Origin of the sequence: Streptomyces glomeratus (assembly GCF_021462825.1) — a bacterium.
GTDB classification, from domain to species: domain Bacteria; phylum Actinomycetota; class Actinomycetes; order Streptomycetales; family Streptomycetaceae; genus Streptomyces; species Streptomyces glomeratus.
In genome coordinates, this window is record NZ_JAKEEB010000035.1 from 45,863 (window position 1) to 70,938 (window position 25,076).

Consider the following 25,076-nt stretch of genomic DNA (forward strand, 5'->3'; position numbering starts at 1 on the left):
CACGAGCGTTCCGGCGCGGTGACTTTCTGGACCGTCCGAGCCCCTGGGCCGACGCGCGGGCGAGGCGCGGAGCCCGCGGCGACGACGCGGGTCAGACGGGCACCGGCAGACCGCTCTCCCCCTCCGTCTGCTGCACGGTTTCCGCCTGCTGCACGGTTTCCTTCCCTGCACCCGCGACGAGCAGTGCGTCCGCGGCCTGCACGGCCTCGTCCACGGTGCGGGTCCCCGTCATGACGCACAGCGTGTAGCTGACGTCCTCCAGTTCTCGTGCCCCTTCGGGCGTCTCCCTCTCGGCGAGTGCGATCCGCAAGGACGCGTACCGGGTCAGCAGTCCTCTGACCACCTTCGGATCCGGAACGAGCACAGCGAGGCCCTCTCTCTCGATTTTCGAGCCGTGTGCCCAGTCAGGCACGGACCATGCACAACTCCTCCCACGTGGACGCTTTCTTGGCACGATCTCTACGCCCGGAGACGCGAGAGGGAGTGAGCCGGAGGGCCCCCTGCCGAAAGGTTCCTATCCCACGTTCCAGAGAAACCGATGGGTGTGGATGCCGAAGTAGGGGAAGGCCTGCACGCGCTCGACGCCCTCGGTCACCCGGACCACGTCGCCCACGAAGTCGAGCAGTTCGCGCGGCCCGGCGCAGACGACTTCCACGAACAGATCGAATCCGCCCGACGTCAGGACCGAGTAGACCACTTCCGGGTGCGCGGCCAGCTCGTCGGCCACGGCCCGCGGATCGCCGTCCACCGTGACGCCGAGCAGGGCCATCGCCTGGCCGCCCATCCGCATGGGATCGGTGACCCCGACGACCTGGACGGCCTTGGTGTCGAGGAGCCGTTGCAGACGCTGGCGGGCCGCCGAGGGGGAGAGACCGACGCGCGGACCGAGGTCGGCGTACGCGATACGGCCGTCTGTCTGCAGCTCACGCAGAATGGCCCGGTCGATCTCGTCCACGCTCTTCCTTCCCGGCGGTCGACGCCCAGCCTACCGATGCCGGTCAGCCGGCCAGTTCGGACAGGGCGGCGTCGAACACCTCGGTGTGGGTGTCGACATCCTCCTCTGTGGTCGCCGGGCACATCAGCGCCATGTTGTGGAACGGCGTGAGCAACACGCCCCGGTTGGCCAGGAAGAGGTGGAGGTAGTCCTCCAGCTCGGTGTCGGAGGCGGCCGCCGACTCGGTGCCCGTGCGCGGCGCCGGGTTCGCGAAGCGGTATTCGGTGCGGGCGCCGAGCCGGCTGACCGACCACGGCAGCTCCCGGCGTTCGATGCACGACCGTACGCCGGCCTCGAAACGCCGGGACAGCTTCGCCATTCCGGCGAACGCCTCGTCCGTGAGGACGTGTTCCAGGGTGGCCCGGGTCGCGGCCATCGAGAGCGCGTTGCCCGCTAGGGTGCCTCCGACACCGCCCATGTCGACGAGGTCCAGGTCCTCACGGCCCAGCAGGCGCTCCGCCAGCTCGGCGGACAGCCCGTAGGCACCGGCCGGGATGCCGCCGCCGATCGCCTTGCCGATGGTGAGCAGGTCCGGTTCGAGGCTCCAGGCGGCGGTGCAGCCACCGGGGCCGGCCGAGAAGGTGTGTGTCTCGTCGTTGATCAGCAGGGTGCCGGTCCGCCGGGTCAACTCCCTTACGCCCGCGAGGTATCCGGGCTCGGGGAGCACGATGCCGATGTTGGTGAGGGCAGGCTCCATGAGGACGGCGGCCACGTCACCGTGGGCGAGTTCGCCCTCGAGCTGGTCCAGGTCGTTGAACTCGGCGACCCGGCTGGTCAGGGTGACGTCGCAGGGCGCCCCGACGTTGCCGGGGCGGGCCGTGCCACGCCCGTCCGGTCCCACCACGATCAGCGACTCGTCGACACTGCCGTGATAGCTGTAGCTGTTCACGAGGATCTTCGGGCGGCCCGTCACCGCCCGCGCGAGCCGGATCGCCCACCGGTTGGCGTCGGTCGCGGTCAGCGAGAAACTCCACCGGGTGAGCCCGAAGCGCCGGGTGAGTTCCGCGCCGACCCACTCGGCGTCCTCCGTGGGCAGCATCGCCGTCGCACCACCCAGGTCCGCGAACCGCCGGTGCACGGCCCTGGCGACCGCGTCCGGGGAGTGACCGGCCATCGCGCCCGTGTCGCCGAGGCAGAAGTCGATGTAGTCGTGTCCGTCGATGTCCGTGACCCGGGCGCCGCGTGCGGTGGCGAGATAGCGGGGGAAAGCGCCCGCGGTCTTGTTCATCCAGGTCATCGGGACCCGGCCGAAGAGATGCTCGGCGCGTTCGTAGGCGGCCCGCGAACGCGGGTTCCGCCGCTCGGCCTCGGCGCTCTCACGGGCGAGGAGCTGATGCAGACGGGCGCGGTCCATGGCGTACCCCTAGGTCCGGCAACACATGATGACTGGGACTGTACGACCGAATCGAGCGTAATATCAAGACGATGCCGCCGAATCCGCTGTGGAGGCGACCGATTCGTGCGTCACGGACTGAAGGTGAATCGATGCGGCGATGCGGTGCGCCGACGCCGGTCACCGGGGCATACGGTGGGAAGAAGCGATCATGACCACCGCCACCCCCGTCCACGACCCGCGACGTGCGCGACCACACCGGGTAGCGCATCCGTCCCGATTCCACACAGAGTGACCTCATGGCAAAGTCCCCCACCGCCCCTGTCACGGCTCCCGACACCGTCTGGCCGGCGCGCGGGCGCCACCTCGGCCCGGGCGCCGAGGACGCCGTCCGGCACCGGCTGCGGGAGCTGAAGAGCGACGGGGTCATCCAGGACCACCTCGAGTTCGAGGGCTCCCGGGGCGATGTGCCCCACCGCGCCTTCGAGGCCCGCTGGCTCGTGGGCGGCGACGTCGTCGTGCGGGCCCGCCTGAACGTCGAGGCACCCCATGAGAAGGACGGCACACAGGAGTGGGTGCTCCTGGCGGAGGCGGACCGGCCCTGGGAACCGCACTGGCCTTCGCCCGCCACCGTCTTCTGGCCCGAGGACGCCGACACGCCGTGGGACCACGATGTGGTCGGGAGCCTGCGCTTCCGTGGGATCAACCCGCTGCCCGCGGAGGACCGTGCACTGCGGCGCCTGCTGAGGGACTGCGCGCGTCGCTCATGGGGCATCCACGTGATCGTCCACGAGGCGATGACCCCCGGCGAGCGCGGGCTGCGTCCCCTCGCGCCGCTGCTGCCGCCGGGCCTGCGCCACCGGATCGTGGAGCACCGGGCCGCGCCGGAGCAGTTCCAGGTGGTCAACTGGGCGCTCTACGACCTGGGCGCGCGGGTACCGCGCGGAGGTGCCGTGGTGCTGCCCTCGGCACCGGCCGCCCCCGGTGTCGGCGATGACGACTTCGCCGTCCGCACCGTGTTCCTGGACGGTTCCGAACCGGTGGAGCTCATCGAGACCGTGTGCCGCTACGCCCAGGAGCCCAGGCCACTGCCCGAGGGCGCCGGGGAAGCGCTGTCCGAACTGCGCGCCCAATGGCACCTGACGACCCTGGAGGAGGAGCTGGCCGACGCGCGCCGTCAGCTCGCCGCCTACGCCGAGGCCCTGGACGCCATGACGAAGTCGCGCGATCTGTACCGGGAGGCTGCCGAGCTGGCCCACGAGGCGCTGGCGGCCTACCGCGACTCGGGTGGGATGCTGCCCTCACCGCGGCAGGCGCCGCACAAGCGGGAAGGTTTCTCCCTGCGCACCCTGGCGAAGTCGCTGGAGCGCGTCCGGGACGGCGCCAAGGGGCTCCGCCCGCCGGGCGCCGAGGATTCGCGCGCCACGGGATCGGCCGACGGAGACGGGCGGAGCCGGCAGTAGCCGGTGCGCCGGTCCGTCGGTCCGTCGGTCCGTCGGCAGCCGCCGCGGGGCCCGTCCGTCCCCGTGCGCCACACCCCGTCCCGTACGCATGGCGCGCGTCCTCAATCCGTCGGTGTGGAAATGCGTTTGAGGGGTACTCGCGGCCCGACTCGCCGTCGGGGCCCCGCTCCGGCGGCGAGAGGTTGATCACTTCCGGAGCGTGTCCCGCGGTGCATCCGCGGTCCGCCCCGGGGTAGGCGAGCCCCGCACGCCGTACGTATGGGAGGACATTGTGTCGGCTGAGCAGACCCCCCTGTCGATCGAAGTGACGATGCCCCGGGAGGACGTGGCGCTGGTCATCGTGAAGGGTTTCCTGGACGTCGACACGGCGACGGAGTTGCATCATCACCTCGCCAACCAGTTGCACCACGGGCGTCGCCATCTGCTGCTCGACCTCTCGTCGGTGCCGTTCATGGACTCGTCCGGCATCAACATCATTCTCAAGGCCTACAAGGAGACCCGGCAGGTCGGCGGCTCGGTCGGCGTCATCGATCCGGCCCCGGCCGTCCAGCGGATCCTCGATCTGACGGGGGTGAGCCTGACGGTGCCGTCCTATCGGAACGCGGACGAGGCGCTCGACGGGACCTGCGACGCGCTGAGCCGTCCGTAACGGAGACGTCGACGGCCGGGCGCGGACCCGGCCCGGGCCGGACCCGTCCCGGGCCGGGCTCGGGCGCTGGGCCTCCTGGCTGGGGGGCGTCCCTGCGTGGGCGTACACCCCCGCAGTCCCCTTGTCAGGCACAATACTTGCCGTTTGACAACTGTAGCCATCAGGCAACAAAGTGAGGCCATCAAAAGTACGGAGGGGACTGGGATGTTGCGGTGGGCGGAGCCGGCTGCGCGCGCCGGCCGACCGCGGCAAGCGCCCGGTGCATCCGCGGGGCGCGTCTGCCCGCCCGCGGCTCAGGCCGTCCGCGCACCGGTTCCGTCGTCCTCCTCGTGGAGCTGCGCCGCCGCAGCGGCGCAGAAGGCCTCCAGGCCCTGCAGGAGCGCCGTCCGCTTGGCCGCCGGCATCTGGGCGAGGACGGACTCCAGCGCCCACTCACGCCGTTCGCGCAGCTCGGCCAGGAAGGACCTGCCCCGACGACTCAGATACAGGCGCAGCTCGCGCCGGCTCGTCGAACTGGCCGCGCGCTCGACGTACCCGACGGCCTGCAGGCGGTCACAGAGCCGGCTGGTCGAGGGCGGGGTCGATCCCAGCGCGTCGGCGAGCGTGCGCAGATTGATGCCCTCGTGGTGCTCCAGCATGAAGAGCACCCGCAGCTGGGAGGCCGAGACGGGGGCCGTCGAGGCGCGCCCCCACAGGACTTCCAGCAGCTCCGCCGCCTCAGAGGTCACACGCGCCACCTCGCTGGGCTCGGGACGCGGGCCGGAGGAAATCACCTTCGCATTCTCCCAGGCTTCTCGAATCCTGTCGGCCTGCCAGGGCGACAGCTCACGCATAACGATAGATACGAGCACGGCCACACAGCCGTCCAGGGCGTGGGTCCGGAATCGTACTAGTGGAAGAATGGCGTATCCGACATCGTGAACAGCTTCGTCGCAGCCGAGAGGGCGCTCCGGAACGCGGCCCCCCACCGGCTGATGGAGGCGCTCCGGGAAGTGCTGCAGGGCCAGTACGCGGCGCAGTCCGTCGAACTTCTGATGGCCGACTACGGACTCTCCTTCCTGCAGCCGGTCTCCGCTCAGCCCGACACCTGCGAACCCGTGGCGATGCACGGCTCCACGGCCGGCCGGGCCTTCGGCGCGCAGGACCCCGTCATGGAGGAGACCGGCGACCTGACCCGGGCTCATCTGCCCGTGACGGTACGCGGTGACCGGCTCGGTGTGCTGACCATCACCCTGCCCTCCGAGACGGCTGCCGGAGCCCTTGCCGAACTCGTCGACATCGCGGAGGTCCTCGGCCACGAGATCATCGTGGCCGAACGGGACACGGACCTGTACACCCGGGCCCGACGCCGGGACCGGCTGACACTCGCGGCCGAGATGCAGTGGCAGCTGCTTCCCGGCCGGTCGTGCGCCCGGCCGGAGTACGCGCTCGGCGCCCAGCTGGAGCCCGCCTACGGGATCTTCGGCGACAACTTCGACTGGTCCGCCGGGCCCGACCGGCTGATGCTGTACATCACCAACGGCATGGGCCAGGGCATCGAGGCCTCCCTGCTGACCAACCTCGGCATCAACGCGCTGCGCAACGCCCGGCGTGCCGGAGTCCCCATCGAGGACCAGGCAGTCCTCGCCGACCAGGCCGTCTACGCCCAGTACCGCGGTGCCTCCTATCTGTCGGTGCTCCTGCTCGACTTCGAGCTGTCCACCGGCCGGGTGAAGGTCGTGGACGCCGGTTCCCCGCAGATGCTGCGGCTGCGCGGGCGGACCGTGGAACGGGTCGACTTCGAGGCCCAGCTGCCCCTCGGCATGTTCGAGGAGACCGACTACGTCGCACAGGAGTTCTCCGTCGCGCCGGGCGACCGGCTCGTCTTCGTCAGCGACGGCGTCTACAGCGTCGCCGCGCCGGGCGGCGAGACCTACGGCGAGCAGGCGCTGGCCAAGGCGATCGCGGCGACGCGGCTGCTCCCGGCCGCCGACGTGCCCCGTGCGGTCCTCAGGGAGCTGTCGGGCCACCGGGGCGGGCCCGCTCCGGAGGACGACGCGCTCGTGGTGTGCCTGGACTGGTTCGGGCGTCAGCAGGACTCCTAGGCTCCCGCCCGCGTCGGCTTCCCGCCCCGGTGCGCCCGCCGCCCCGGATACGGACGGCAGTCGGCCGGGTCCCCCATTCGTTGGACGATCTTCCGGGAGGCCGCGGGTGTCGGGTGCGATCTCCCATGATTACAGTTGTCGCGCGACAATGAACCGCGCTCTCCGAGGTGGCTCCCTGGCAGCCGGGGGAGCAAACGTACGAAGGAGACAGGGACGTGACGGAGGAGTCGGCAACGAACCGTGGAGCGTCAGCGCGCGTCGTCGGGGACTTCCTGCAACGCCGCCGGGAACAGATCTCCCAGCGCTGGGCCGACGAGACGCTGTTCCGGACGGTGTTCACGGTCTCCCGCGACGAGACGGTGGAAGCCGCCGGCGCCCTGGTGGAGGCACTCGCCGTGGTGGCCGCCACCGGTCGCATCGAAGACGTCCAGGCCCCCGGCTTCGCCGGGGTGCGCGAACAGCTCGCCCGCATGGCCGCCTCCCGCGCGCGGGCGGGAGCCACCCCCGCCCGTATCGCCGACGAGGTGGCGGCGCTGCACCCCTCCATCAGCGAGCTGCTGACCGCCGATCTGGCCGAGGCGGACGGGGAGGGCACCGGAGCGCACCAGGTGACCCTCGCCGTCCTGCTCGGCACGCTGCGCCTGGTCGTCATGGAGACGGCCCTCAGCGCGGGCGAGGACATCATCGAGCGACAGCGCCTGCAACTGCTCGAAGTGGCCATCCCCGTGATCAAGCTCTGGACCGGCATCGTCGCCGTCCCGCTGATCGGCACCCTGGACAGCGCCCGCAGCCAGGTCGTGATGGAGAGCCTGCTGGAGGCCGTCGTCACCCAGCAGGCGCGGTACGCGATCCTCGACATCACCGGCGTGCCGACCGTCGACTCCCTCGTGGCCCAGCATCTGATGAAGACGGTCGCCGCCGCCCGCCTCATGGGGGCCGAGTGCATCGTGTCCGGTATCCGGCCGGCGATCGCCCAGACCATCGTGCACCTGGGCATCGACCTGGGTTCCGTCGTCACCCGCGCGAGCCTCGCCGACGCCCTCGCCTACGCCCTCCACCAGCTGGGCGCCGTGATCGTCGACCGGGCGGCCACCGGCGGGGGCCCGCGGTGACCGGCGGTCCCGGGATCCCGGACGGCACCCATGTCCCCGTACTCATGCTCGGTGACGTCCTGCTCGTCACACTCCAGGGCGAACTGCACGACAAGGCGGCCGAACAGCTCCAGCAGGACATCGCGGCGGCCATTACCGACCGCTCGGCGCGCGGAGTCGTCATCGACGTCTCCGGAGTCGAGATCGTCGACTCCTTCCTGGGCCGCGTGTTCGCCGAGATCGCCGCGAGCACACGCCTGCTCGCCGCGGAGACCGTCGTGGCGGGCATGCGCCCGGCGGTCGCCATAACCCTGGTGGAACTCGGGCTCACCCTCCCGGGTCTTCGCACCGCGCTGGACGCCGACGAGGCCCTGCGGATGCTGACCCGGGCGTCCGGTTACCTGTCCCACGTTCCAGGACGCCGGGAGAACGCGTGACGGAGACATCGGGCCGACTCGCCGCATGCCTGCCCATCCGCTCGGACATGGATCTGGCGTGGGTACGACAGCATGTGCGGCAGGCGGCTGCCGAAATCGGTTTCGGCCTGGTGGAACAGACCAAACTGATCACCGCGGCCAGCGAGCTCGCCCGCAACACACTCGTCCACGGCGGAGGCGGACAGGTCGAGTCCGTCGTCCTGGACAACGGCCGGGCCCGTGGCCTGCGGCTGACCTTCACCGACGCGGGGCCGGGAATCGCCGACGTCGAGCGGGCACTCACCGACGGCTACACCTCGGGCGGCGGGCTGGGCCTGGGGCTCGGCGGAGCCCGGCGGCTGGTCCACGAGTTCTCGATCGACACCCGGCCCGGACATGGCACCTGCGTCACCGTCGTCTGCTGGGCGGCCGGAGCGCCGCGCCCGCGCAAGGAGGCGCGATGAGCCGAATCTGGGACGTACCCGTGCACGACGCGACCCGGGTCCGGGACGTCCGGGTGGCGGTGGAGCAGGCCTGCGATCACGCCGGGTTCGGCGAGGAGCGGGCGGCAGCCGCCGTGCTCGTCGCCACCGAACTCGCCACCAACCTGCTCAAACACGCGGGCGGCGGCCAGATACTGCTCGAGACGGTGGACGCGCCGGCCGGTGCCGAGGCGGCCCGCGAGCGGTCCGCTCTGCAGATCGTCACGATCGATCACGGCCCCGGAATCCGGGACCTCTCGGCCGCGCTGCAGGACGGCTTCTCGACCACGGCGTCGCTGGGTGCCGGGCTCGGCACGTGCCGGCGTGTGGCGGACGACTTCGACCTGCACAGCACGCCCGGGCGGGGCACCGTGGCCCTGGCCCGGATACGTCCCTCGTCCGGCCGGCGCCGCGGACCGCGGGACCGGCCCGCCGGGGCACCGGTGCGCGCCGGAGGAGTCAACATCCCTCTGGTCGAGGGTCATTCCGGTGACGCCTGGGCCTGCGTACGCTCCGGAGAGCGCCTCACGCTGCTCCTCGCCGACGGCCTCGGGCACGGCCCGCGCGCGGCCGAGGCCTCCGACGCCGCCGTACGGCAACTGCGGCTGAGCCCTCATCTGACGCCGCCGGAGCTGCTCGGCACGCTGCACACCGCGCTGCGCGAGACCCGGGGCGCCGCCGTCGCGGTCGCCCAGCTCGACCTCGCCGCGCAGCGCCTGGAGTTCTCCGGCATCGGCAATGTCGGCGCCCGGCTCCGCTCCGGCGACGACTGGCAGCCGCTGGTGTCCCATCCCGGCATAGTCGGCGCCCACCGCCCCGCGCACATCCCCCACCAGACACTGCCCTGGAACCCCGGCTGCCTCCTCGTCCTGCACAGCGACGGGCTGCCCAGCCGCTGGTCGCTGCGCCCGGACGTGCCCGCCGCGGTCCTGGATCCCGGGGTGACGGCAGCTCTGATCCTGCGCGACTCCAGCAGCTCGGCCCGGCCGGTCCGTGACGACACCACCGTGGCCGTGCTGTCCCCCATAACGCCGAATCGTGAATCATGACCCACACCTGGCACATCACCACCGTCGTCGACGCCGCCCGGGCCCGGATCGCCACCGCGCGGCTCGCGGCCGAGCACGGGGTTCCCGTCCTGGACCGCACCCGCCTGGTCACCGCGCTCACCGCACAGCTGCGGCAGTGCCTCACCAAGGGAGGGGCCTGGCGGCTGACCCTCACGACCACTGCCCCGTCCCCGTCGCAGGACCGGCCCCGGCTGTGGATCACGCTCCACCCCGACCCGGACGACCGCTCCGACGCCGACCTGACGTGGCAGGCCTCGGCCCCGGCGACGGAGCGGGAGGGCCGGGCCGGCACGGCCGTGGTCCCCGCCCGTACGACGGCCCTCGCCGAAGCCCTGTTCGGCGCCGACGACGACACGGCGCGCGTGCTCGACACGCTGGCGGAACAGGAGGCGCTGGTCGCCTTCCACCGTGAGGAGCTGCACCAGACGAACCAGGGCGTCCTCGCCCTGCACGCGGAGCTGGACGCCGCGGGGCGGGCCCAGCAGGAACTGTTCGCCGCCGAGCGGGCCGCCCGCACCGAGGCGGAGGAGGCCCGCCGGAGACTCACCTTCCTCGCCGACGCCAGCGCGGCACTCACGGCGTCCCTCAATCACGGGGAGATCGTGCGGCTGCTGCCCGAGCTGCTGATCCCGACGTACGCGCGGAGTGTCGACGTGTGGCTGCTCGGCGACGAAGAGGAGGAGGAGCGGGGGCACGCGCCCCGTCCCGCCGCCGCCGTCGTCGCCGCCCGCACCGGACGTCCGCAGTACGCGGCAACCCACCCCGGCGGCCTGCCCGGCGTGGACGACCGGCCGCCCTCCGCCCTGCACCCCACCCGGCCCCTGCTGTGCGTTCCCCTGTCGGCCAGGCGGACACCCCTGGGCGTACTCATCCTCACACCGCCGGGCGACCGGTGGAATCCGGACGACGCCGTGATGCTGATCGAGCTGGCCCGCCGGGCGGGCATCGCGATCGACAACGCCCAGCGCTTCGAACACAACCGGGACATCGCCGAGACGCTGCAACGGGCCCTGCTCACCGACCTGCCCGCCACGCCGGGGCTCCGGCTGGCCGCCCGGTACCTTCCGGCGACCCACGGCCTCAACATCGGCGGAGACTGGTACGACGCCTTCCGCCAGCCCGACGGGAGTCTGATCGCGGTCGTCGGCGACGTCACCGGTCACGGGCTGCACGCGGCGGTCATGATGAGCCAGCTGCGCACCGCACTGCGGGCCTACGCCGTCGACGGCGGCACCCCGGGCCAGCTTCTCACCCGGCTCCACCTGTTCCTGCACCATCTGCAGCCGGATCTGTACGCCACGGCGGTCATCGCCCGGTTCCGCCCCGGCGAACCGGAACTGACCTGGGCGGCGGCCGGACATCCGCCCCCGGTGCTGCGCACGCCCGACGGCCGGGTCCACACCCTCGACGACAAGCCGGGGGCCATGCTGGGCATTCCACTGCGGCAGGACATCGCGGACCACACCGTCTCGCTGCCGACCGGATCGACCCTCGCCCTGTACACCGACGGCCTGGTGGAACGGCGGGCCCAGGGCATCGACCCGGGCATCGAGCGGCTCACCGAGGCCCTGTCCCCACTGGGCCTGCCGGACCTGGACGGCGATCTGGAGCGCGCCGCCGACCGGATCCTCGATCCGATGCTGCGTGACTCGGAGGGCGACGACGACGTGTGCCTGCTGCTGTGCCATTTCGACAGCGAGCAGACCGCTCCGGCGGCCGGGGCGCCGTTCCGTTGACGATGAGGGCGCCGGGCACCGTCCCGACGACCGTGAACGCGCCAGGCACCATCCCGACGACCGTGAACGCGCCGGCACCGTCCCGACGACCCGAACGGACCGCGCGCCCGCGCCGCCTCCGCCCGCCCGGAGGGGGCCGCGCAGCCGCCCGGCCGCCATGTCTGCCCGGCCGCTACGTCTCCCCGTCCGGCTGCACCGCACGGGCCGCGCGGAAGGCGTGCAGTCCGTGTCCCAGCGCTTCCCGCTGGGCGGGTGTCATCGCGGCCAGCACACCGGCCAGTCTCGCCGACCGGCGTTCGGCGATCTCCGCGAGCGCCCTCCGCCCCCGGGGGGTGACCCGCAACTCGAGCTGGCGCCGGTTGCGGGGATGGATCACCCGCTCCAGCAGCCCGGCGGCCTCCAGCCGGTCGCAGAGCCTGCTGGCCGCGGGCAGCGCGATACCCAGCGTCTCCGCGAGCGCCGTGAGGTTCAGCTCCGCACTCCGCCGGACGGCGGTGAGTGCCTTCAGCTGATGGCTGGAAAGCCGTGGAGTGACCGCTTCGGCCGCTCCGGTCCACAGCGCCACGAGGCTCTCCACCGCGTCCGCGACCTGTCGGGCCAGTGCCCGAGAAGCCCCTGCTGCCTCTTCTGCCTCCGTCACCTCACGGTCATCTCCCACCGCGCTTCTCTTGCCTGTCGCGCCGTGCGCCCCGCAGCAGTGCGCACGAACGGATCGTCCTTCGGTCCAGCCGACATCGTCGGTCCGATCGGCGCCTGTACCCAGAGCACCCCCGAGTACGCCGTCGGACTGCCATCTTCACAAGATCACTGCATGGCGGACCCGCACCGGGCGCGTCCCGCCCTCTGGGCGGCCGATCCCTGAACCCGGATGAGTAGCTTTCGGCGTTCTGGCAACCGTGTTAAGGGGGGCCGGGCGACAGCGGTATGCACCACGGCAACCGACCGGTGCGCCGGCCGGGGGAAGGACGGTATGTCAACCGAGCCGCGTTGGGACAAAGCCTGGCCGTTCGAGGCGGTCGAGAATCTTGTTGCCGACTTCAAGGGCGAACTGCACGATGTCACGGATGCACGGCTGGCCGCCGAGGGCTTTCTGCGCCGGCTGGCGCGGGTGTCTCCACCGACGAGCCCGGAGCACTGGAACGATGTGCTGCTGGTGGTGGACGAGCTCGCCGCCAATGCCGTCCAGTACGCGCCGGGCCCCTTCACGCTGCGGATGCGTCCGACATACGACGGGATCCATGTGACCCTGCACGACACCAGTACGACGCCACCCTCTCCACGCCCCTTCCGTCCCGGGCGGCCGGGCGGGATCGGCTGGCATCTCGTGCACACGCTGTGCGACCAGGTGAGCGTGATCGTCCAGCCGGAGGGCAAGGACGTGCACGTCTTCCTCCCCTGGTAGGGCCCGTACCGGGCAGGGCGCGCCGCTCAGGCGGCCTGCCGCGGCACACGGACACGGCCGCAGCCCTCAGCTCTCAGGCCCGGACCCGGCGCGCAGGGGCACCAGAACGCTCACGAACTTGCCCCCGTCCGCGCACCGCTCGATGACGATGTCGTGCGCCAGCTTGATGATCAACGGCCAGCCGTAGCCTCCGCCGTCGTGCCCCACGGGCAGCGCTCCGGAGCCGAAGGCCACGGTGGGGATGTCGGGGCTGCGATCGTAGACGGTGAGCCGGACCCCGTCCCGGGTGGGCGCCGCCTCGAAGGCCGTGAGACCGCCTCCGTGGCGGATCGCGTTGGACACCAGTTCCGAGGTGACCAGCAGCAGATCGGTGACGGCCTGCTCGTCGGGGCGGCACGCCGCGGCGTCCCAGTGGCGCCGGACGACCGCCAGGACGTACGCGCGGGCCGAGGCGGCGCTGACGACCGGGGACGCGGGTGCCGACCCCGCCCGCCGGCCGCCGCCCGACGTGTGCACAGCGGCCTTCTTCTCTCCCCCGCAGACCGGATTCTCGCCGTCCTGTGCCGGCAGCTCGGCCGGTCTCATCGCCGGCTCGGACATGCGGGCGGCCCGGGCGGGACCAGGCGAAGGAACGAGACCCGCGGGCGCGCGGCGGGGTCCGGCGGAAACGGGGCGGAGAAGCGGAGTGCACGGGTCCGCCGGGGGGTGCCGGGACCTTGCTGCCCGGTGGGCGACATGGCGTGATCTCGTACGTTCATCACCCCTCCTCTACCCGGCCTCGAAGTAGCCATGGGTCCTTACGCCCGGTCGTCGCCGCCCCCGGGCCGCCGTGCCGGCACGCCCCGCGCCCCGGGGTCCCGCCGGCGGTCATTCCCCGCTCTGCGCAAGGCTGCGGTAGTACGCGTCGACGGCGGCGAGGTACTCCGGATCCACCGTCTCCCGGTCGGTGCGGAAGAGCGGGGCGGCCTTCACCTCCTCCTTGGAGCAGGCCAGCGTGATCCGCCGCTCCCGGGTGTCGATGCCGGTCACGACACCCGCGGGAACGAGGATGCTCTTGCCGAAGACCCACACCCCGGTATCGACGATGAGATGGCACATGCCCGGGCTGTCGGCCTGCCGGTCGACCTGTCCCACGACCCCGTCCGTGGCCTCGACGGTGAAGCCGGTCAGGTCCTCCCCTTCCGTGTGGCCGGTTCCCGGTTCGTACGTCCACGGTCTGTCGATGGTCACGAAGTTCCCTCCCTCGATGGCTCTGGAGCAGCGGATACCCCTGTCCCCGGGCGCCATTCGAGGCGTGACGGCCTTGGGCGGCCGCTCACCGTCACACCGCCCCGGGCTGTTCTCCGGCGTGGCCGTCCTCGCGGGGCGCGGTGAGGTGCTCGAGGGATCCCGTGATCTCCAGCAGCCGCTGGAGCGCGGGGGGACGTTCGTCGAGACTGAGGCCGATGGCTGCCGCGTCCGTACGCCGACGGATCGTCAGCAGGGCGGAAAGCCCCATGGAGTCGACGTCTCGGAGTCCGGCGAAGCCGAGGTGCAGCGCGGTCAGCCGGGGGCCGTCCTGTGGCCACCGGGCCAGCTGGGCGTCGACCGTGCGCACCAGTTCGTCGCACGTCTCGTAGTCGAGGTCGCCGGTGACGTGAACGACGATCGTGTTCCGCTGGATCTCGACCGTGAGCGTGAGGGAGGGATTGTGAGAGGGCGTCATCTGGACTTTCCGGGGCCGGGGATGTTCGGTGCTGCGGGGCTGGCCGTCACGGTGTCGTGTGCCTCGCCGAGAATACGACGGGCGCTTGGGAAGTCCCCCAGCCTGGTCGCGAGAAACTCCAGCGCCGGGCACAGCGAGCGGGCCGGCACGCCACGGGCCGTGAGGGCGTTGGCGGCCCACCGGATGAACCCGGCGCACGGATCGGCGGCGTCGACGTACAGCACGGCGCCCAGGTGATCGGCGATGTGGCCGACGTCCTCCGCGGTGTGCTCTCGCTGCCGCTCGCTGTAGGCGCGCATCGGCGGGAACCGGTTCTCCGGGTCCGCCGGCGTCTCCGTCATGAGTTCCGTCCTGGCGCGGAGGACCGGCGTGTACTCCTGGTCGGCCGGGTGCGGCAGGTCGTCCACGGTCCGGCGGGCGCCGAGCGGAGCGGGCTTGTCCAGGCCGCGGTCCGGCAGCGCGGCGGTCTCACGGGCGTCCGGTGCACAGTCGTCGGCACCCAGCGCCCGCACGTACCGGCCGCCGGGGCCGAAGGCCGCGCCCCCGACGATGACCGGTATCCCGACGGCCTGCACCACGGTGAACGCGGCGTGCGCCGCGGACAGGCGGGTCGGGAGGGACGAGGACGACGCGACGCGTACGGGCCGGTCTGGCGCAGATGGGCGATCAGGTGCAGATGGGTGATCAGGTGCACGGTCGGACCCGGGCGCCGAGGAAGTCCACCCGCCGGCCGCGCAGGCGCAGGACCTCCGCGAACAACCGGGCGGGCAGGGTGTGCCGTTCCCCGTTCACGCAGGCCACCACGACGCAGGCGCGGACCGGTGGCTCGCCGCGGTGTCCGGGGCGGTGGGCGAGCGCGGCGATGACCCGGTCGTGCACGGCGGTGGCCGCGCGCTCCCGTGCCACGGTGAGGCGTCCCGCGGCCCATTCCGTGACGACTCGGGCCTGCACCGGGGCGATCGGATCCAGCGGGACGGCCTCCACGCCGGTGCCGTCCCGGAGCGTGGCGAGCGCCACCGCGGAGGCGGTGTCTTCGCCGCCCGCGCGGCCCGCCTGCCAGAGCCGGTCGCGGACCGCGTCCCGTCCGGCCGTCGCAGCGGTCCGGACGGGTGCCGCGCTCACGCGGTGTACCTCCCCCGGGTGCGGCCGTCGACAGCGGTGAGGTGCGCGTGATGCGGTGCGGTCACGGCGACCACCGCCATGTCGTCGTGGTGGCCGCCGCCGATCCACTGCTCCGTCAGCATCTGCGCGTGCTCCACCACCGCTTCCGCGGGCATGCCGGCGCACTCCGCCAGCGCCGCCTTCAGACGGTCGGCACCGAAGAGTTCGTCTCCCCAGGGTCCTCCCCTGGCCTCGATGATCCCGTCGGTGAAGAGCAGGCAGGTCTCACCGGGCGCGAGTTCGAGGTGTGCGGTGGTGGAGGTGATCTCGGGAAAGACACCCACCATGGTGCCGCGCGTGTCCGCTTCTTCGACGCGGCCGTCGGCCCGGACGAGCAGGGGCGCGGGATGTCCCGCGCTGGTGACGCGCAGCCGTACGGTGCCGCCGCGACGGATGACGGACGCCAGGGCGAGGGTGGCGAAGCGTGTGTCATGCGAGTTGATCAGCGCGCCGTTGACCAGGCCGAGGACGCTCTGATGGTCGGCGGCCAGCGGCAGCAACGCCTGGAGCGTGTTGCGGATCTTTCCGGTGAGCACGGCCGCCTCGAGTCCCTTGCCGCACACGTCACCGAGAACGACCAGGGTCTCCTCCTCGCCGGTGGCGCCCGGGTGCACGTCGTAGAAGTCTCCTCCGACGCGTTCGTCCTGGCTGTAGGGCCGGTAGGCGCCGGCGAACTCCACGCCGTGCACGCCGCGCAGCCGCGGCGGCAGCAGCTCGCGCATCAGGGTCGCGGTGATGGCGGTCAGGTCGGCGTACATCCGCGCGGCGGAGATCGCGGCGCCGGCCCGCGCGGCGAAGAGGCGGGCGAAGACCTCCTCGTTCTCGCTGAACGTCCTGCGGTCCTCGGTGCGCAGCAGGATGAGTGCTCCCGCGGGTACGCCGTGCCCCGGCAACGGTGACACCACGACGGAGCCGACCGGTCCGGCCAGGCCCTCGGGCACCGCCCAGTCCGGGAGCGCGCCGGGGTCGATCCGGCGGGACGGCACGGGCGGAAAGCCGCGAAGTGCCTCGGCCAGGCCCGGCACCTCCTCCGGGTTCCCGCGCACGGTCGTGTGCATGACCTCGCCCGAGGGTCCGCACGAAGTGACGGGGTGGCCCCGGCCACCACCGGGAGCGACGGTCACGGCCGCATCGGCGAGGTGCTCGGCGGCCAGCCGGGCGGTGGCCTCCATGCACGTCTCGACGTGCATGGAGGCCAGGAGCGTGGTGGAGGCCCTGGCCAGGAAGGCGGTCCGCTCCCGCTCGCTGCGGAGCGCCTCCTCGGCGGCACGGCGGTCCGTGTCGTCCACGAGCCACCACACCACCTGGCCGTGCCCGGACCGGGCGGGGTGGGCCTCGAACGAGCGCTCACCGATCGGCCCGGACGCGGGAGTTCGGTCGCCGGGATGCTGTTCGGCCGGGTCGGAGGCGAACCGGTCGTGGGCCTCGAAGAGCCATGTGGGAACGACGTCCCGCAGCGACGACCCGTGCTCCGCCCCCGGGAACAGGCTCGCCGCGACGGCGTTCAGTTCGACCAGGCGGCCACGCCCGTCCGCGACCATGACCGGGCAGGGGGCATCGCCCCACGCCGCGCTGTGGCCGTTGCCGCGCGGGGCGGCCGAAGACCGCCGGGAAGTGTCCACAGGCAGGGGGCTGGCGTCCGCGGCCCGTTCCCTTCTCTGTCGCATGAGCGTCAAGACCGTTGTCGTACGGCAACCATCTCGCGTTCGGTGGTCCTCCGCAAGCGGCCCTTCCCGGTGCCCGGCCGGGGCGTTGGGAACTCAGGCGGCCAGTGCGGACGCGAGTTCGGTGGCGGCCTCGACGAGTTCGGCGTCCGGTTCCGTGAGCAGTCGCCGCAGAGTGCCGTGGTCGGCGCGTACGGCGTGCCGGGCATCCCGCTCCCAGCCCACGTAGTTGTGACGGTGGTGGAGCAGCTTGGGGTACACGGAGGCGGTGCTCTCCCACTGCCGGGCGGCGGCGATGCTCTTGAGCAGGCGGACGATCTGCACCCGGCATGTCACCTGAGGCTGTCTGACCAGCTCCCACAGGAAGGGGACCGTGGCGGCCGTCGCCTGGTCGACGACGAAGCCGTACTGGCAGATGCGTGCCCGCAGATCGCCGAGTGCCGCTCTCGCGGCGGTTTCGTCACCTCTGGCGACGGTGCGGAGCAGAAGCGGGATCGCTTCCGCGGATCCGCTGGAGTCCTTGATCGTGCCCCACGGCACCCGCTCCAGGCCCTTCAGTGGTGTCGCCATGTCCGCTCCCCGCAAACAGTGTGGCGCCGGGCCCCCGTCGTCCCTGCCCCGCGCGCGGTCCCGACGAGCGGGCCTGGCATTCGGTACCCAGGTGATGACACGACATCTCCCTGATGCGAAGTCAGCATGTGGCGTACGCCGTGCGATTGACGCCGCCGCTATTATTCACGCAGTCAGCGCCGTCATGCAATTGCACGGGAAATTGCATGACGGCTGGAACGACGGGATGCAGGTAGCGCACACCCGCCCGTGCGCTTGGGTCCCATGACGGAACGTCAGCGAGGAGACTGCGGTGTCTTCAGTGCCAAACGGAGTGCGGGCCGACGCGTTGGACGCCCGCTGGATCAAGAGCCGGCACAGCAATGCCGAGGGCAACTGCGTGGAGCTGGCCGCCCTGGCCGACGGCAGCGTCGCCGTGCGCAACTCACGTGACCCGGAAGGGCCTGCGCTCGTGTACACACCTGCGGAGGTGGCGGCGTTCCTGGCGGGAGCGAAGGACGGGGAGTTCGACCATCTGACATGAGGCGGTGCGCAAAGTCCTATCATCGGCGCATGCGGCCGTGGCCGGACGGATGCGATACTGCGGGTCAGCTTTACCGTCGGCCAGCAGGGAGCCACGATGTCCGCCGAGTCGCACCGCATCTCCCGCCTCGAACCGTATCTGACGCGGACGGAGCCCGCTCCGACTCTGCTGAAGATGCTGGTCGGCGTGCAGTTGGCAGGTATCCGGGAGGATGCCGGACTCTCGCAGGAGCAGGCGGCACGGGCTCTGGGATTCAGCCCCGCGAAGCTGTCGCGCATCGAGGCGGGCAAGGGCCGCAGGCCGCCCACGGAAGGCGATGTCCGCGCGCTGCTGCGGCTCTACGGGGCGGACGACTACGAGGCCACGGTTCTGGTCAAGCTGCTGCAACGCGCCGGTGAGCCCGGCTGGTGGCAGCGCTACGACAAGCGCCTGATGCCCGAGTGGTTCGACCGTCTGGTCGGGCTCCAGGAGGCGGCGGCCGCCATCCGCACCTTCGAGATCCAGTACGTTCCCGGACTGCTGCAGACCGCGGCCTACACGCGGGCCGTGGTGGAGCGCGGTCTGCCCACCGCGTCGGCCGCCGAGGTGGAACGCCGGGTCGAACTTCGCATGCGCAGGCGGGAGCTGCTGTCGCGCCCCGACGCGCCGCAACTGTGGGCCATTCTCGACGAGTCGGTCCTTCTGCGGGTGCTGGGCAGCCGTGAGGTGATGCGCGAGCAGATCGAGCACCTTGCCCAGATGGCCCGGCTGCCGCATGTGACCGTGCAGGTCGTGCCACTGGACGTGACGCACGCGTCCGCCCCGGCGATCCCGGTCACCTATCTGCGCTTCGGCGGTCTCGATCTGCCGGATATCGTCTACCTGGAGCACATCAGGAGCGCCAACTTCCTGGAGGACCGCGACGAGACGGAGGAGTACCGGATGGTGCTGGACCGGCTCGCCGACGAGGCCCTCAACCCTCGTGCGTCCCTGGAGCTGTTGCAGAGGACCCTGGACGAGCGCTACTCGGGCCGCTGACGCTCGGCCCGCTGACCCCACATCAGCGGGCCACGGGAAACGGCCGTTCAGCGGACGCGTCCCACGCCACCGAACTCGATCCACTCCTGGGTGAGCTGGCGCGGCGCCACCTCCGTGTCCGGCCGCCAGGTGGACACCTCCACCAGGCCCGGCTCGAGAATGTCCATCCCCTCGAACCAGGTGGCTACGTCCTTCTCCTGACGGACGCGTCCCCAGTTCCCCTGGGTGGCCTGGGCCATGAAGTCGGTGACGAACTTCCGTACTTCGGGGTCCTCGCTGACCAGCTGGCACATCACCAGGCAGCTGCCGGGCACGAGACGCTCGGCCACACGGCGTACCAGGGCGGCCGGGCCGTCGGTCTCGCTGTCCGGAATGCAGTGCATGACCGAGTTGAAGAGCACGGCCACCGGCTGCGAGAAGTCGATCAGGCGCCGGGTCTCCGGGTGCGAGAAGACGGCCTCGGTGTCCCTCATGTCGGTCTGGATGACCGCCGTCCGCTCGTCCTGCTCCAGCAGCGCCCGGCCATGGACCAGAACCATCGGGTCGTTGTCGACGTACACCACGTGGGAGCCGGCGTCGATCCGCTGCGCGACCTGGTGGACGTTGTCCTGGGTGGGCAGTCCGGATCCGTGGTCGAGGAACTGCCGGATGCCGTACTCCGCCGCGAGGGTCCGCACGACGCGCTGCAGGAACCTCCGGTTGTTCAGCGCGAGCGCCCGCGTGCTGGGCACGACCTTGTCCAGCTCCTCGCAGGCTGCCCGGTCGACCGCGTAGTTGTCCTTGCCGCCCAGGTAGTGGTCGTACATGCGGGCGGCCGTCGGCACCGTGGCGTCGATGGACGTGGACAACTGCCTTCCTGGCTGCATCGTTCCCCCAGATCAATGCCGTGCCGTCGGGACCGGCTCGACGGGTGCCCCAATCCTAGGAAGGGTCGTTCGCCGGTGCCGGCGGTTTGGCGAAGTGCGTGGTCCGCTCGGACCCGTACCCTCCGGTAATATGCGCGCGGGCTCGTCTGGAGGAGGAACGGTGTCACGGTCGCAACGCTCACCCCTGTTGCTCGCGGGCCTGCTGGCCGCATCGGGTATCGGCCACTTCGCAGCGCCACGGCGGTTCGATGAGATCGTCCCGCGCTCCCTGCCCGGCACGGCCCGGGCCTGGACCTATGCCAGCGGTGCCGTGGAACTGGCACTGGCGGCCGGGGTGGCGTCGCCCCGCACACGCCGTACGGCCGCACGGGTGGCGGCGGCCTTCTTCGTGGGCGTCTTCCCGGCGAACGTGCAGATGGCCGTGGACTGGAGCGGTCGTCCTGCACCCCTGCGGGCCGCCGCTCTGGCCCGGCTCCCGCTCCAGGTGCCGCTGGTGCTGTGGGCGCGTGGCGTGGCCAGGAACGCGGAGGAGAGGTCATGACGGATCACATCGAAGTGGGCTCCCGGGTCGAGGACTTCGCCCTGCCGGACGAGACCGGGACCCGGCGGCGGCTGTCCGAACTCCTCGCCGAGGGGCCGGTCGTGCTGTTCTTCTATCCGGCCGCCCTCACGCCCGGCTGCACTGCCGAGGCGTGCCACTTCCGGGACCTGGCCGCCGAGTTCGCCGCCGTGGGGGCGCGGCCGGTCGGGATCAGCGGTGACGCGGTGGACCGGCAGCGGGAGTTCGCCGGGCGCCACACCCTGGGATTCCCGCTGCTGTCCGACGCGGACGGAACGGTCCGGGAGCGCTTCGGCGTCAGGCGCGGCTTCTCCCTCGCCCCCACCAAGCGGGTCACCTTCGTCATCGGCGAGGACCGCACGGTCCTCGAGGCGGTGCGCAGCGAACTGCGGATGAGCGTGCACGCCGACCGGGCGCTGGCCGCGCTGCGCGCCCGCAGGACCTGACCTCCCGCGGAGCGTGTGGGCGGACGGTGGTGCCGAGCCCGTCCGGTGTCACCGGCTCCGGTGCGAGGAAGCCGGTGACAGCGGGCGGACAGTGCGTCAGGACGCGGGGCACTCCTTCCACGCCAGGTGGTAGACGGTGCTGATGTCACCGTCCGTCGAGTCCATCGTCATGAAACTCGAACTGCCGGGCGCCGATGTGCCGGCGTTGACCCGCAGTTCCGTGTTGATGTTGAAGTTGCGCTGCACTCCGCAGGGCGCCCACACCAGCTGCGCCCAGTCCGTTGTGTCCGTGGCCTGCCAGTTGTCGTTGTACGGGCCGGAGAACGGGTGGCTGCGCGCCGCCGTGCTCGAGGAGCCCTGGAAGTAGTACGAGGCCTTCTGCGTGCTGCTCGCCCCGCGCTGCAGGGAGGCGAAGCCGCGGTAGTCGGCGCTGGCGACGGCGTACGTGAAGCCCTGCGGCACATGCACGATCAGATTGAGCTGGCAGTTCTTGCGGAACGCCGTCGGGTCGGCGTTCCCCCCTACCTGGGCCAGGTAGTTGCTGTACGTCACCGTGAAGGCGGTGTTGTCCGGGGAGACGGCCACCGCTGCGGTCCCCTGGGGGCAGCCGGAGCCGTTCACCGTGGCGATCTTGATGACGATCTTGTCCGGGGGCGGGTCGGTGAACCCGCCGGACGGGTCCTGCACGGGCACTGCGGTGGCGACGAGCGCAGCGATCGCGCCGCCGAGGAACAGTCCACCAGCCATGGTTCTCCCATCCGTTGCATCGGTTCCCCGGCGGTACGGCACCACCGGGTGTTGGGGGGTGCGGTCCCGCGGGCAGGCGGGACCGTCGCGGACCAGGTGCGTTGGATCAGATACCGAGCTGTACGGTCATGCGCATGCCAATGCCATGCGCACCACCCCGGCCTGTGAAAGAGCTGTGAAGGCCGGGAGCGACCGCATCGTACGTACTGCGCCACACAGCCGGAACGACCATCTCCGGCCAATCGTCCGTCGTGTCGTGTCGCGTGGGTCACCACAGCCGCGGGTCCGCCGCCCCATGCCCTTGCGGGGGCGGCGGACCGGGCCGGCCCGGTCAGTGGGCGGGCCAGCCGTCCAGGTGCCGGTGGACGGTGACGGTCGGCTGCTCGGCACCCTTGGGGGCGTTCGCGACCGCGTCATGGAGCACCGTGTTCACCTCGGCGGCCAGGGCGTCGGCCCGCTGCCTCAGGTCGGTGGCCGGCAGGGTCGAACGGGTCAGGGCGTCCAGCCGCTGGTGGATGTCGGCGAGGCGCCGACCGGTCTCCTGGTCCAGGGTGAGGGGACGTGGTGTGGAGACGACGAACTGGTAGGCGCCGGCGAGTGTCTGACAGCCGTCGCAGTGCTTGTTGACCGCGTCGCCGCGGTTGAGGGCGGTCAGATGGGTGTGCTCCCCCGCCATCGTCACGATCTGGAAGGACAGGGCGACCGAGCGGCAGTGGTCGTCGACCGAGCAGCCCACCCCGACGGCGTTGGCCTGATTGCGCACGGCGGCGGCCTCGACCGTGCCGAACTGGCGCACCGTGAAGGAGTCTTGGGCCTGTGTGTGGTGATGGAAGTCGGCACGGCTGAAGGTCTGGTCGACGGCGACCGCCGTGTGCTGGGGCGTTCCCGTCGCCGCCTGCGCGGGTACGGCGGTGGCGATGCCGGCCGCTCCGGCGGCGAACAGGCCGATGCGGACGGCGCGTTGGGTGAGCGCTGAATGCGTACGGGGTTTGCGGTGCTGGTTCACTTGGGTCTCCTGCTGGAGTGATGTCGACGGACGGTGCGCCGCCGGTCCGGGGTGCGTGCACGGCACTCCCGGCCGGCGGCGGGGACCGGTCCCGGGCCCAGGACCGGGGCCGGTCCGTACGGCCCCCGGGGCGTGGCCCGGGGTGTTCAGGAAGCGGTGGGCGTGGGCGACCCGGCGGACGGCTCGCTCGGAGTGGCCGACACGGACGGGGTGTCGGCAGGAGACGGCGGCGCGGAGGGCGAGGCGGAGCCGGGAGTCGGGGGAACCGACGCCGGGCCCCCGATCGGGGCGGAACTGCCGGTCGGCTTGCCGTCGGGGGCCACGGACGGCGTCTTGGAGGCGCTGGGCCCGGGGCTCGTGGAGCCGGACGGGCCCAGGGAGGCTGAGGGACCGGCCGAGGCGCTCGGGGCCACCGTTCCGGAGGGCGTGCCCGAGAGCGTCGCCGATGGCGCGACGCTGGGGTGGCCGGGTGTCGTGGCGCGCCGTGCGGGCGGGGCCGAGGTGGACACACCGGGCTGCAGGATCGGGGCGATCGGGGGCTTCTTCGGGAGCGGCTCCGGCGTCAGACCCGACACCCAGGCGTAGCTGAGGCCGCCCAGTCCGACCAGGACCACCCCGCACAACGCCACGCGCAGTCCCGGCCGTCCGGCCGTCGACTTCGCGGCGCCCCGCCACAGGCGCCCACCGAGTTTCACCGACAGATAGAGCACGCCCGCCATGGGGCACAGCAGCATGACGCAGCCGACCACGCCCATCAGACCCGCCGCGATCTGCCCGTGTGCGAACGCGCCGCCGGTGCCGAGGACTTGCTCGGTCAGCGAGCGGACCATGGTGGTGGTGATCCGGGGCAGGTTCCACAGCGCGTAGCCCAGCTCGCCGACCAGCAGGGGCACCATCGTCAGCACCCAGGTGGCGACGATGACACGGGCCGACTTCTTGAGCGCGGCGACCTCGGCGCGGGCCCTGCGTCCCTTGGCTCCCGGGACCAGGCCCAGCAGGATCGGCTTGATCTTGCCGTAGAGGTCGGGAACTCCGGCGAGGTCGCCGAGGATGTAGTAGCCGTCCAGGCGCACGGCCGGCATCAGCTGTTCGAGGATCTCGAAGTGCCCGAGGTAGACGGCGGCCAGGAAGAACGCCTGGCCGCTCAGGGCGTAGCCGCCGGCCATGGCCAGCATGAAGACGACGTTGAAGTAGACGCCGCCCAGGTCGGTGCGGAGCCGGCCGGCCCGCCCGATGCGGTAGACGTCGGTGACGTCCGTGTACATCGAGGGCCAGATGAGGAACAGTCCGCAGCCGATGCAACCGGGCCGCGCGCCGCCGTAGCGGCAGGCCGAGGCGTGGCCGAACTCGTGGAAGACCAGGGATGCCACGGTCAGCACGAACACCACGAGCAGCAGCACCGGCTGGTCCAGCACCTCCAGCACGGGCGTGATCGCACCGAAGAACAGGAACAGCCAGACGTCCAGCACGGCGATCCCCGCGAGCACGGCCATGACCACAAGGGGCCGGTGCAGCCAGGCCAGCGCGCGGGCGATCCTCGCCACACGCCGCTCGTTGAACAGGACGCGATGCCCCTTCAGGGCCAGGAGCAGGTCCGACCGGGGCGCGGAGACCTGGTCGTCCTCCTGCCCCTCGGGGACCGTCACACCGAGCGGGTCGAGCTTGTTCTCGATCAGGTAGCGGATGTTCTCCGCGCTCACCTCGCGCCCGAACCGGGCGCTGACCCGGTGGGCGATCGTCTCGATGTCCCGGTTGCCGTCGACGGACGACGCCACCAGGTGCAGCAGCCGGGTCAGCTGCACGACCTGCCCGTCCCCCCGACGGGCGATGTACCTCGGCTCGGTGAACCCCGATCCCTGGTACTCGCCGTGCAGTTGCAGCCCCGCGCTGAGCCGTGGCACGACCGGCTTCTCGAGACCGACGACGGTCGTACCGCCGGTGGCGACCTGGTCGTAGGTCACCGGCATCCCCCCGGGCCCGGGTACCGGGCCGGTGTCGTACAGTGCCGCGGCGTTGTCCCCCAGCAGCGTCATGTGCGCCTTTCCTCCCCCCAGGGGCGGACCGCGCGTGCCCTGTGCGCGGTCCGCCGAAT

27 protein-coding genes and 1 pseudogene are annotated in these 25,076 nt (G+C 71.8%); 13 read left to right on the top strand and 15 right to left on the bottom strand.

The genetic code is table 11. The features are described 5' to 3' along the window. Positions 1–91: 91 nt before the first annotated feature. The 3 genes from LZ604_RS29095 to LZ604_RS29105 all read right to left on the bottom strand — a co-directional run bounded on the left by LZ604_RS29095 (position 92) and on the right by LZ604_RS29105 (position 2,348). On the bottom strand, positions 92–364 hold the full coding sequence (locus LZ604_RS29095) for a DUF5133 domain-containing protein (protein WP_234518779.1): 273 nt from the start codon (positions 362–364) through the stop codon (positions 92–94). A gap of 150 nt (positions 365–514) precedes the next feature. After that, on the bottom strand, positions 515–955 hold the full coding sequence (locus LZ604_RS29100; RefSeq protein ID WP_234518731.1) for an Lrp/AsnC family transcriptional regulator: 441 nt from the start codon (positions 953–955) through the stop codon (positions 515–517). Positions 956–998: 43 nt separating this feature from the next. Next, on the bottom strand, positions 999–2,348 hold the full coding sequence (locus LZ604_RS29105) for a transaminase (RefSeq protein WP_234518732.1): 1,350 nt from the start codon (positions 2,346–2,348) through the stop codon (positions 999–1,001). Positions 2,349–2,626: 278 nt separating this feature from the next. On the opposite strand from LZ604_RS29105, the gene LZ604_RS29110 reads away from it, so the two are divergent. Together LZ604_RS29110 and LZ604_RS29115 are read left to right on the top strand one after the other, a co-directional pair. Continuing rightward, positions 2,627–3,790, top strand: a complete 1,164-nt coding sequence (locus tag LZ604_RS29110; protein WP_234518733.1) for a hypothetical protein — start codon at positions 2,627–2,629, stop codon at positions 3,788–3,790. 271 nt (positions 3,791–4,061) lie between these two features. Continuing rightward, positions 4,062–4,439: an anti-sigma factor antagonist gene (locus LZ604_RS29115; protein WP_372482221.1), complete on the top strand. Its 378-nt coding sequence runs from the start codon at positions 4,062–4,064 to the stop codon at positions 4,437–4,439. A gap of 293 nt (positions 4,440–4,732) precedes the next feature. Here the strand turns inward: LZ604_RS29115 and LZ604_RS29120 are convergent, their stop codons facing one another. After that, positions 4,733–5,167 carry a MarR family winged helix-turn-helix transcriptional regulator gene (locus LZ604_RS29120; protein ID WP_234518734.1) on the bottom strand — a complete coding sequence of 145 codons (435 nt, stop codon included), beginning with the start codon at positions 5,165–5,167 and terminating at the stop codon, positions 4,733–4,735. Positions 5,168–5,356: 189 nt separating this feature from the next. On the opposite strand from LZ604_RS29120, the gene LZ604_RS29125 reads away from it, so the two are divergent. The 6 genes from LZ604_RS29125 to LZ604_RS29150 all read left to right on the top strand — a co-directional run bounded on the left by LZ604_RS29125 (position 5,357) and on the right by LZ604_RS29150 (position 11,318). Beyond that, positions 5,357–6,523 (top strand): PP2C family protein-serine/threonine phosphatase, encoded by a 1,167-nt coding sequence (locus tag LZ604_RS29125; protein ID WP_234518735.1) that lies wholly within the window; start codon positions 5,357–5,359, stop codon positions 6,521–6,523. A gap of 215 nt (positions 6,524–6,738) precedes the next feature. Continuing rightward, a complete protein-coding gene (locus LZ604_RS29130) occupies positions 6,739–7,635 on the top strand; it encodes an STAS domain-containing protein (RefSeq protein WP_234518736.1) in 897 nt (298 codons plus the stop codon). A gap of 44 nt (positions 7,636–7,679) precedes the next feature. Further along, positions 7,680–8,051, top strand: a complete 372-nt coding sequence (locus LZ604_RS29135; RefSeq protein ID WP_234518781.1) for an STAS domain-containing protein — start codon at positions 7,680–7,682, stop codon at positions 8,049–8,051. Between the two features lie 47 nt (positions 8,052–8,098). Further along, positions 8,099–8,494: an anti-sigma regulatory factor gene (locus LZ604_RS29140; protein ID WP_234518782.1), complete on the top strand. Its 396-nt coding sequence runs from the start codon at positions 8,099–8,101 to the stop codon at positions 8,492–8,494. Next, positions 8,491–9,561 carry an ATP-binding SpoIIE family protein phosphatase gene (locus LZ604_RS29145; protein WP_234518737.1) on the top strand — a complete coding sequence of 357 codons (1,071 nt, stop codon included), beginning with the start codon at positions 8,491–8,493 and terminating at the stop codon, positions 9,559–9,561. The genes LZ604_RS29140 and LZ604_RS29145 overlap by 4 nt, the downstream gene beginning before the upstream one ends. Next, positions 9,558–11,318: a PP2C family protein-serine/threonine phosphatase gene (locus tag LZ604_RS29150; RefSeq protein ID WP_234518738.1), complete on the top strand. Its 1,761-nt coding sequence runs from the start codon at positions 9,558–9,560 to the stop codon at positions 11,316–11,318. Before LZ604_RS29145 ends, LZ604_RS29150 begins: the two co-directional genes overlap by 4 nt. A gap of 172 nt (positions 11,319–11,490) precedes the next feature. Here LZ604_RS29150 and LZ604_RS29155 read toward each other — a convergent pair whose 3' ends face one another. Then, positions 11,491–11,958, bottom strand: coding sequence for a MarR family winged helix-turn-helix transcriptional regulator (locus LZ604_RS29155; RefSeq protein ID WP_234518739.1), 468 nt, complete (start codon positions 11,956–11,958; stop codon positions 11,491–11,493). 330 nt (positions 11,959–12,288) lie between these two features. Here LZ604_RS29155 and LZ604_RS29160 point away from each other — a divergent pair, with 330 nt between their 5' ends. Beyond that, on the top strand, positions 12,289–12,720 hold the full coding sequence (locus LZ604_RS29160) for an ATP-binding protein (protein ID WP_234518740.1): 432 nt from the start codon (positions 12,289–12,291) through the stop codon (positions 12,718–12,720). 66 nt (positions 12,721–12,786) lie between these two features. Here the strand turns inward: LZ604_RS29160 and LZ604_RS29165 are convergent, their stop codons facing one another. The 6 genes and pseudogenes from LZ604_RS29165 to LZ604_RS29195 all read right to left on the bottom strand — a co-directional run bounded on the left by LZ604_RS29165 (position 12,787) and on the right by LZ604_RS29195 (position 17,820). After that, a complete protein-coding gene (locus LZ604_RS29165; protein WP_234518741.1) occupies positions 12,787–13,305 on the bottom strand; it encodes an ATP-binding protein in 519 nt (172 codons plus the stop codon). A gap of 282 nt (positions 13,306–13,587) precedes the next feature. After that, the gene (locus LZ604_RS29170; protein WP_234518742.1) at positions 13,588–13,950 is read right to left on the bottom strand and encodes a PRC-barrel domain containing protein; all 363 of its coding nucleotides are present in this window, start codon (positions 13,948–13,950) and stop codon (positions 13,588–13,590) included. A gap of 91 nt (positions 13,951–14,041) precedes the next feature. After that, positions 14,042–14,425 carry an STAS domain-containing protein gene (locus tag LZ604_RS29175; RefSeq protein ID WP_234518743.1) on the bottom strand — a complete coding sequence of 128 codons (384 nt, stop codon included), beginning with the start codon at positions 14,423–14,425 and terminating at the stop codon, positions 14,042–14,044. Then, positions 14,422–15,547 (bottom strand): annotated as a pseudogene (locus LZ604_RS36400) (cobalamin B12-binding domain-containing protein). The gene LZ604_RS29175 and the pseudogene LZ604_RS36400 overlap by 4 nt, the downstream one beginning before the upstream one ends. Then, positions 15,544–17,127, bottom strand: a complete 1,584-nt coding sequence (locus LZ604_RS29190; protein ID WP_234518783.1) for a PP2C family protein-serine/threonine phosphatase — start codon at positions 17,125–17,127, stop codon at positions 15,544–15,546. The pseudogene LZ604_RS36400 and the gene LZ604_RS29190 overlap by 4 nt, the downstream one beginning before the upstream one ends. 219 nt (positions 17,128–17,346) lie before the next feature. Continuing rightward, positions 17,347–17,820, bottom strand: coding sequence for a hypothetical protein (locus LZ604_RS29195; RefSeq protein ID WP_234518747.1), 474 nt, complete (start codon positions 17,818–17,820; stop codon positions 17,347–17,349). A gap of 292 nt (positions 17,821–18,112) precedes the next feature. On the opposite strand from LZ604_RS29195, the gene LZ604_RS29200 reads away from it, so the two are divergent. Continuing rightward, entirely contained in the window at positions 18,113–18,343 is a 231-nt protein-coding gene (locus LZ604_RS29200) for a DUF397 domain-containing protein (RefSeq protein WP_234518749.1), read from the top strand. A 96-nt stretch (positions 18,344–18,439) separates the two neighbouring features. Beyond that, positions 18,440–19,360 carry a helix-turn-helix domain-containing protein gene (locus tag LZ604_RS29205; RefSeq protein ID WP_234518751.1) on the top strand — a complete coding sequence of 307 codons (921 nt, stop codon included), beginning with the start codon at positions 18,440–18,442 and terminating at the stop codon, positions 19,358–19,360. 47 nt (positions 19,361–19,407) lie between these two features. Here the strand turns inward: LZ604_RS29205 and LZ604_RS29210 are convergent, their stop codons facing one another. Further along, positions 19,408–20,226, bottom strand: coding sequence for an SAM-dependent methyltransferase (locus LZ604_RS29210; protein WP_234518752.1), 819 nt, complete (start codon positions 20,224–20,226; stop codon positions 19,408–19,410). 160 nt (positions 20,227–20,386) lie between these two features. Between LZ604_RS29210 and LZ604_RS29215 the strand changes: the two genes are divergently transcribed. Together LZ604_RS29215 and LZ604_RS29220 are read left to right on the top strand one after the other, a co-directional pair. Then, complete coding sequence (locus LZ604_RS29215) at positions 20,387–20,767, top strand: DoxX family protein (protein WP_234518754.1); 381 nt, start codon at positions 20,387–20,389, stop codon at positions 20,765–20,767. After that, positions 20,764–21,231: a peroxiredoxin gene (locus LZ604_RS29220; RefSeq protein ID WP_267971956.1), complete on the top strand. Its 468-nt coding sequence runs from the start codon at positions 20,764–20,766 to the stop codon at positions 21,229–21,231. The genes LZ604_RS29215 and LZ604_RS29220 overlap by 4 nt, the downstream gene beginning before the upstream one ends. A 96-nt stretch (positions 21,232–21,327) precedes the next feature. Here the strand turns inward: LZ604_RS29220 and LZ604_RS29225 are convergent, their stop codons facing one another. From LZ604_RS29225 to LZ604_RS29235, 3 genes are all read right to left on the bottom strand, one after another. After that, complete coding sequence (locus LZ604_RS29225) at positions 21,328–21,978, bottom strand: DUF4360 domain-containing protein (protein ID WP_234518755.1); 651 nt, start codon at positions 21,976–21,978, stop codon at positions 21,328–21,330. Between the two features lie 331 nt (positions 21,979–22,309). Next, positions 22,310–22,984 (bottom strand): hypothetical protein, encoded by a 675-nt coding sequence (locus tag LZ604_RS29230; protein ID WP_234518756.1) that lies wholly within the window; start codon positions 22,982–22,984, stop codon positions 22,310–22,312. Between the two features lie 146 nt (positions 22,985–23,130). After that, complete coding sequence (locus tag LZ604_RS29235) at positions 23,131–25,017, bottom strand: hypothetical protein (RefSeq protein ID WP_234518757.1); 1,887 nt, start codon at positions 25,015–25,017, stop codon at positions 23,131–23,133. Positions 25,018–25,076 lie beyond the last annotated feature (59 nt).

What these genes read in the sequence shown, in the direction of transcription:
- LZ604_RS29135 (WP_234518781.1), top strand. Translation starts at nt 7,680, where the DNA reads ATGCTCGGTGACGTCCTGCTCGTCACACTCCAGGGCGAACTGCACGAC.
- LZ604_RS29205 (WP_234518751.1), top strand. Translation starts at nt 18,440, where the DNA reads ATGTCCGCCGAGTCGCACCGCATCTCCCGCCTCGAACCGTATCTGACG.
- LZ604_RS29165 (WP_234518741.1), bottom strand. Translation starts at nt 13,305, where the DNA reads ATGAGACCGGCCGAGCTGCCGGCACAGGACGGCGAGAATCCGGTCTGC.
- LZ604_RS29210 (WP_234518752.1), bottom strand. Translation starts at nt 20,226, where the DNA reads ATGCAGCCAGGAAGGCAGTTGTCCACGTCCATCGACGCCACGGTGCCG.
- LZ604_RS29105 (WP_234518732.1), bottom strand. Translation starts at nt 2,348, where the DNA reads ATGGACCGCGCCCGTCTGCATCAGCTCCTCGCCCGTGAGAGCGCCGAG.
- LZ604_RS29235 (WP_234518757.1), bottom strand. Translation starts at nt 25,017, where the DNA reads ATGACGCTGCTGGGGGACAACGCCGCGGCACTGTACGACACCGGCCCG.
- LZ604_RS29145 (WP_234518737.1), top strand. Translation starts at nt 8,491, where the DNA reads ATGAGCCGAATCTGGGACGTACCCGTGCACGACGCGACCCGGGTCCGG.
- LZ604_RS29110 (WP_234518733.1), top strand. Translation starts at nt 2,627, where the DNA reads ATGGCAAAGTCCCCCACCGCCCCTGTCACGGCTCCCGACACCGTCTGG.
- LZ604_RS29220 (WP_267971956.1), top strand. Translation starts at nt 20,764, where the DNA reads ATGACGGATCACATCGAAGTGGGCTCCCGGGTCGAGGACTTCGCCCTG.
- LZ604_RS29150 (WP_234518738.1), top strand. Translation starts at nt 9,558, where the DNA reads ATGACCCACACCTGGCACATCACCACCGTCGTCGACGCCGCCCGGGCC.
- LZ604_RS29175 (WP_234518743.1), bottom strand. Translation starts at nt 14,425, where the DNA reads ATGACGCCCTCTCACAATCCCTCCCTCACGCTCACGGTCGAGATCCAG.
- LZ604_RS29140 (WP_234518782.1), top strand. Translation starts at nt 8,099, where the DNA reads ATGGATCTGGCGTGGGTACGACAGCATGTGCGGCAGGCGGCTGCCGAA.
- LZ604_RS29160 (WP_234518740.1), top strand. Translation starts at nt 12,289, where the DNA reads ATGTCAACCGAGCCGCGTTGGGACAAAGCCTGGCCGTTCGAGGCGGTC.
- LZ604_RS29195 (WP_234518747.1), bottom strand. Translation starts at nt 17,820, where the DNA reads ATGGCGACACCACTGAAGGGCCTGGAGCGGGTGCCGTGGGGCACGATC.
- LZ604_RS29225 (WP_234518755.1), bottom strand. Translation starts at nt 21,978, where the DNA reads ATGGCTGGTGGACTGTTCCTCGGCGGCGCGATCGCTGCGCTCGTCGCC.
- LZ604_RS29190 (WP_234518783.1), bottom strand. Translation starts at nt 17,127, where the DNA reads ATGGTCGCGGACGGGCGTGGCCGCCTGGTCGAACTGAACGCCGTCGCG.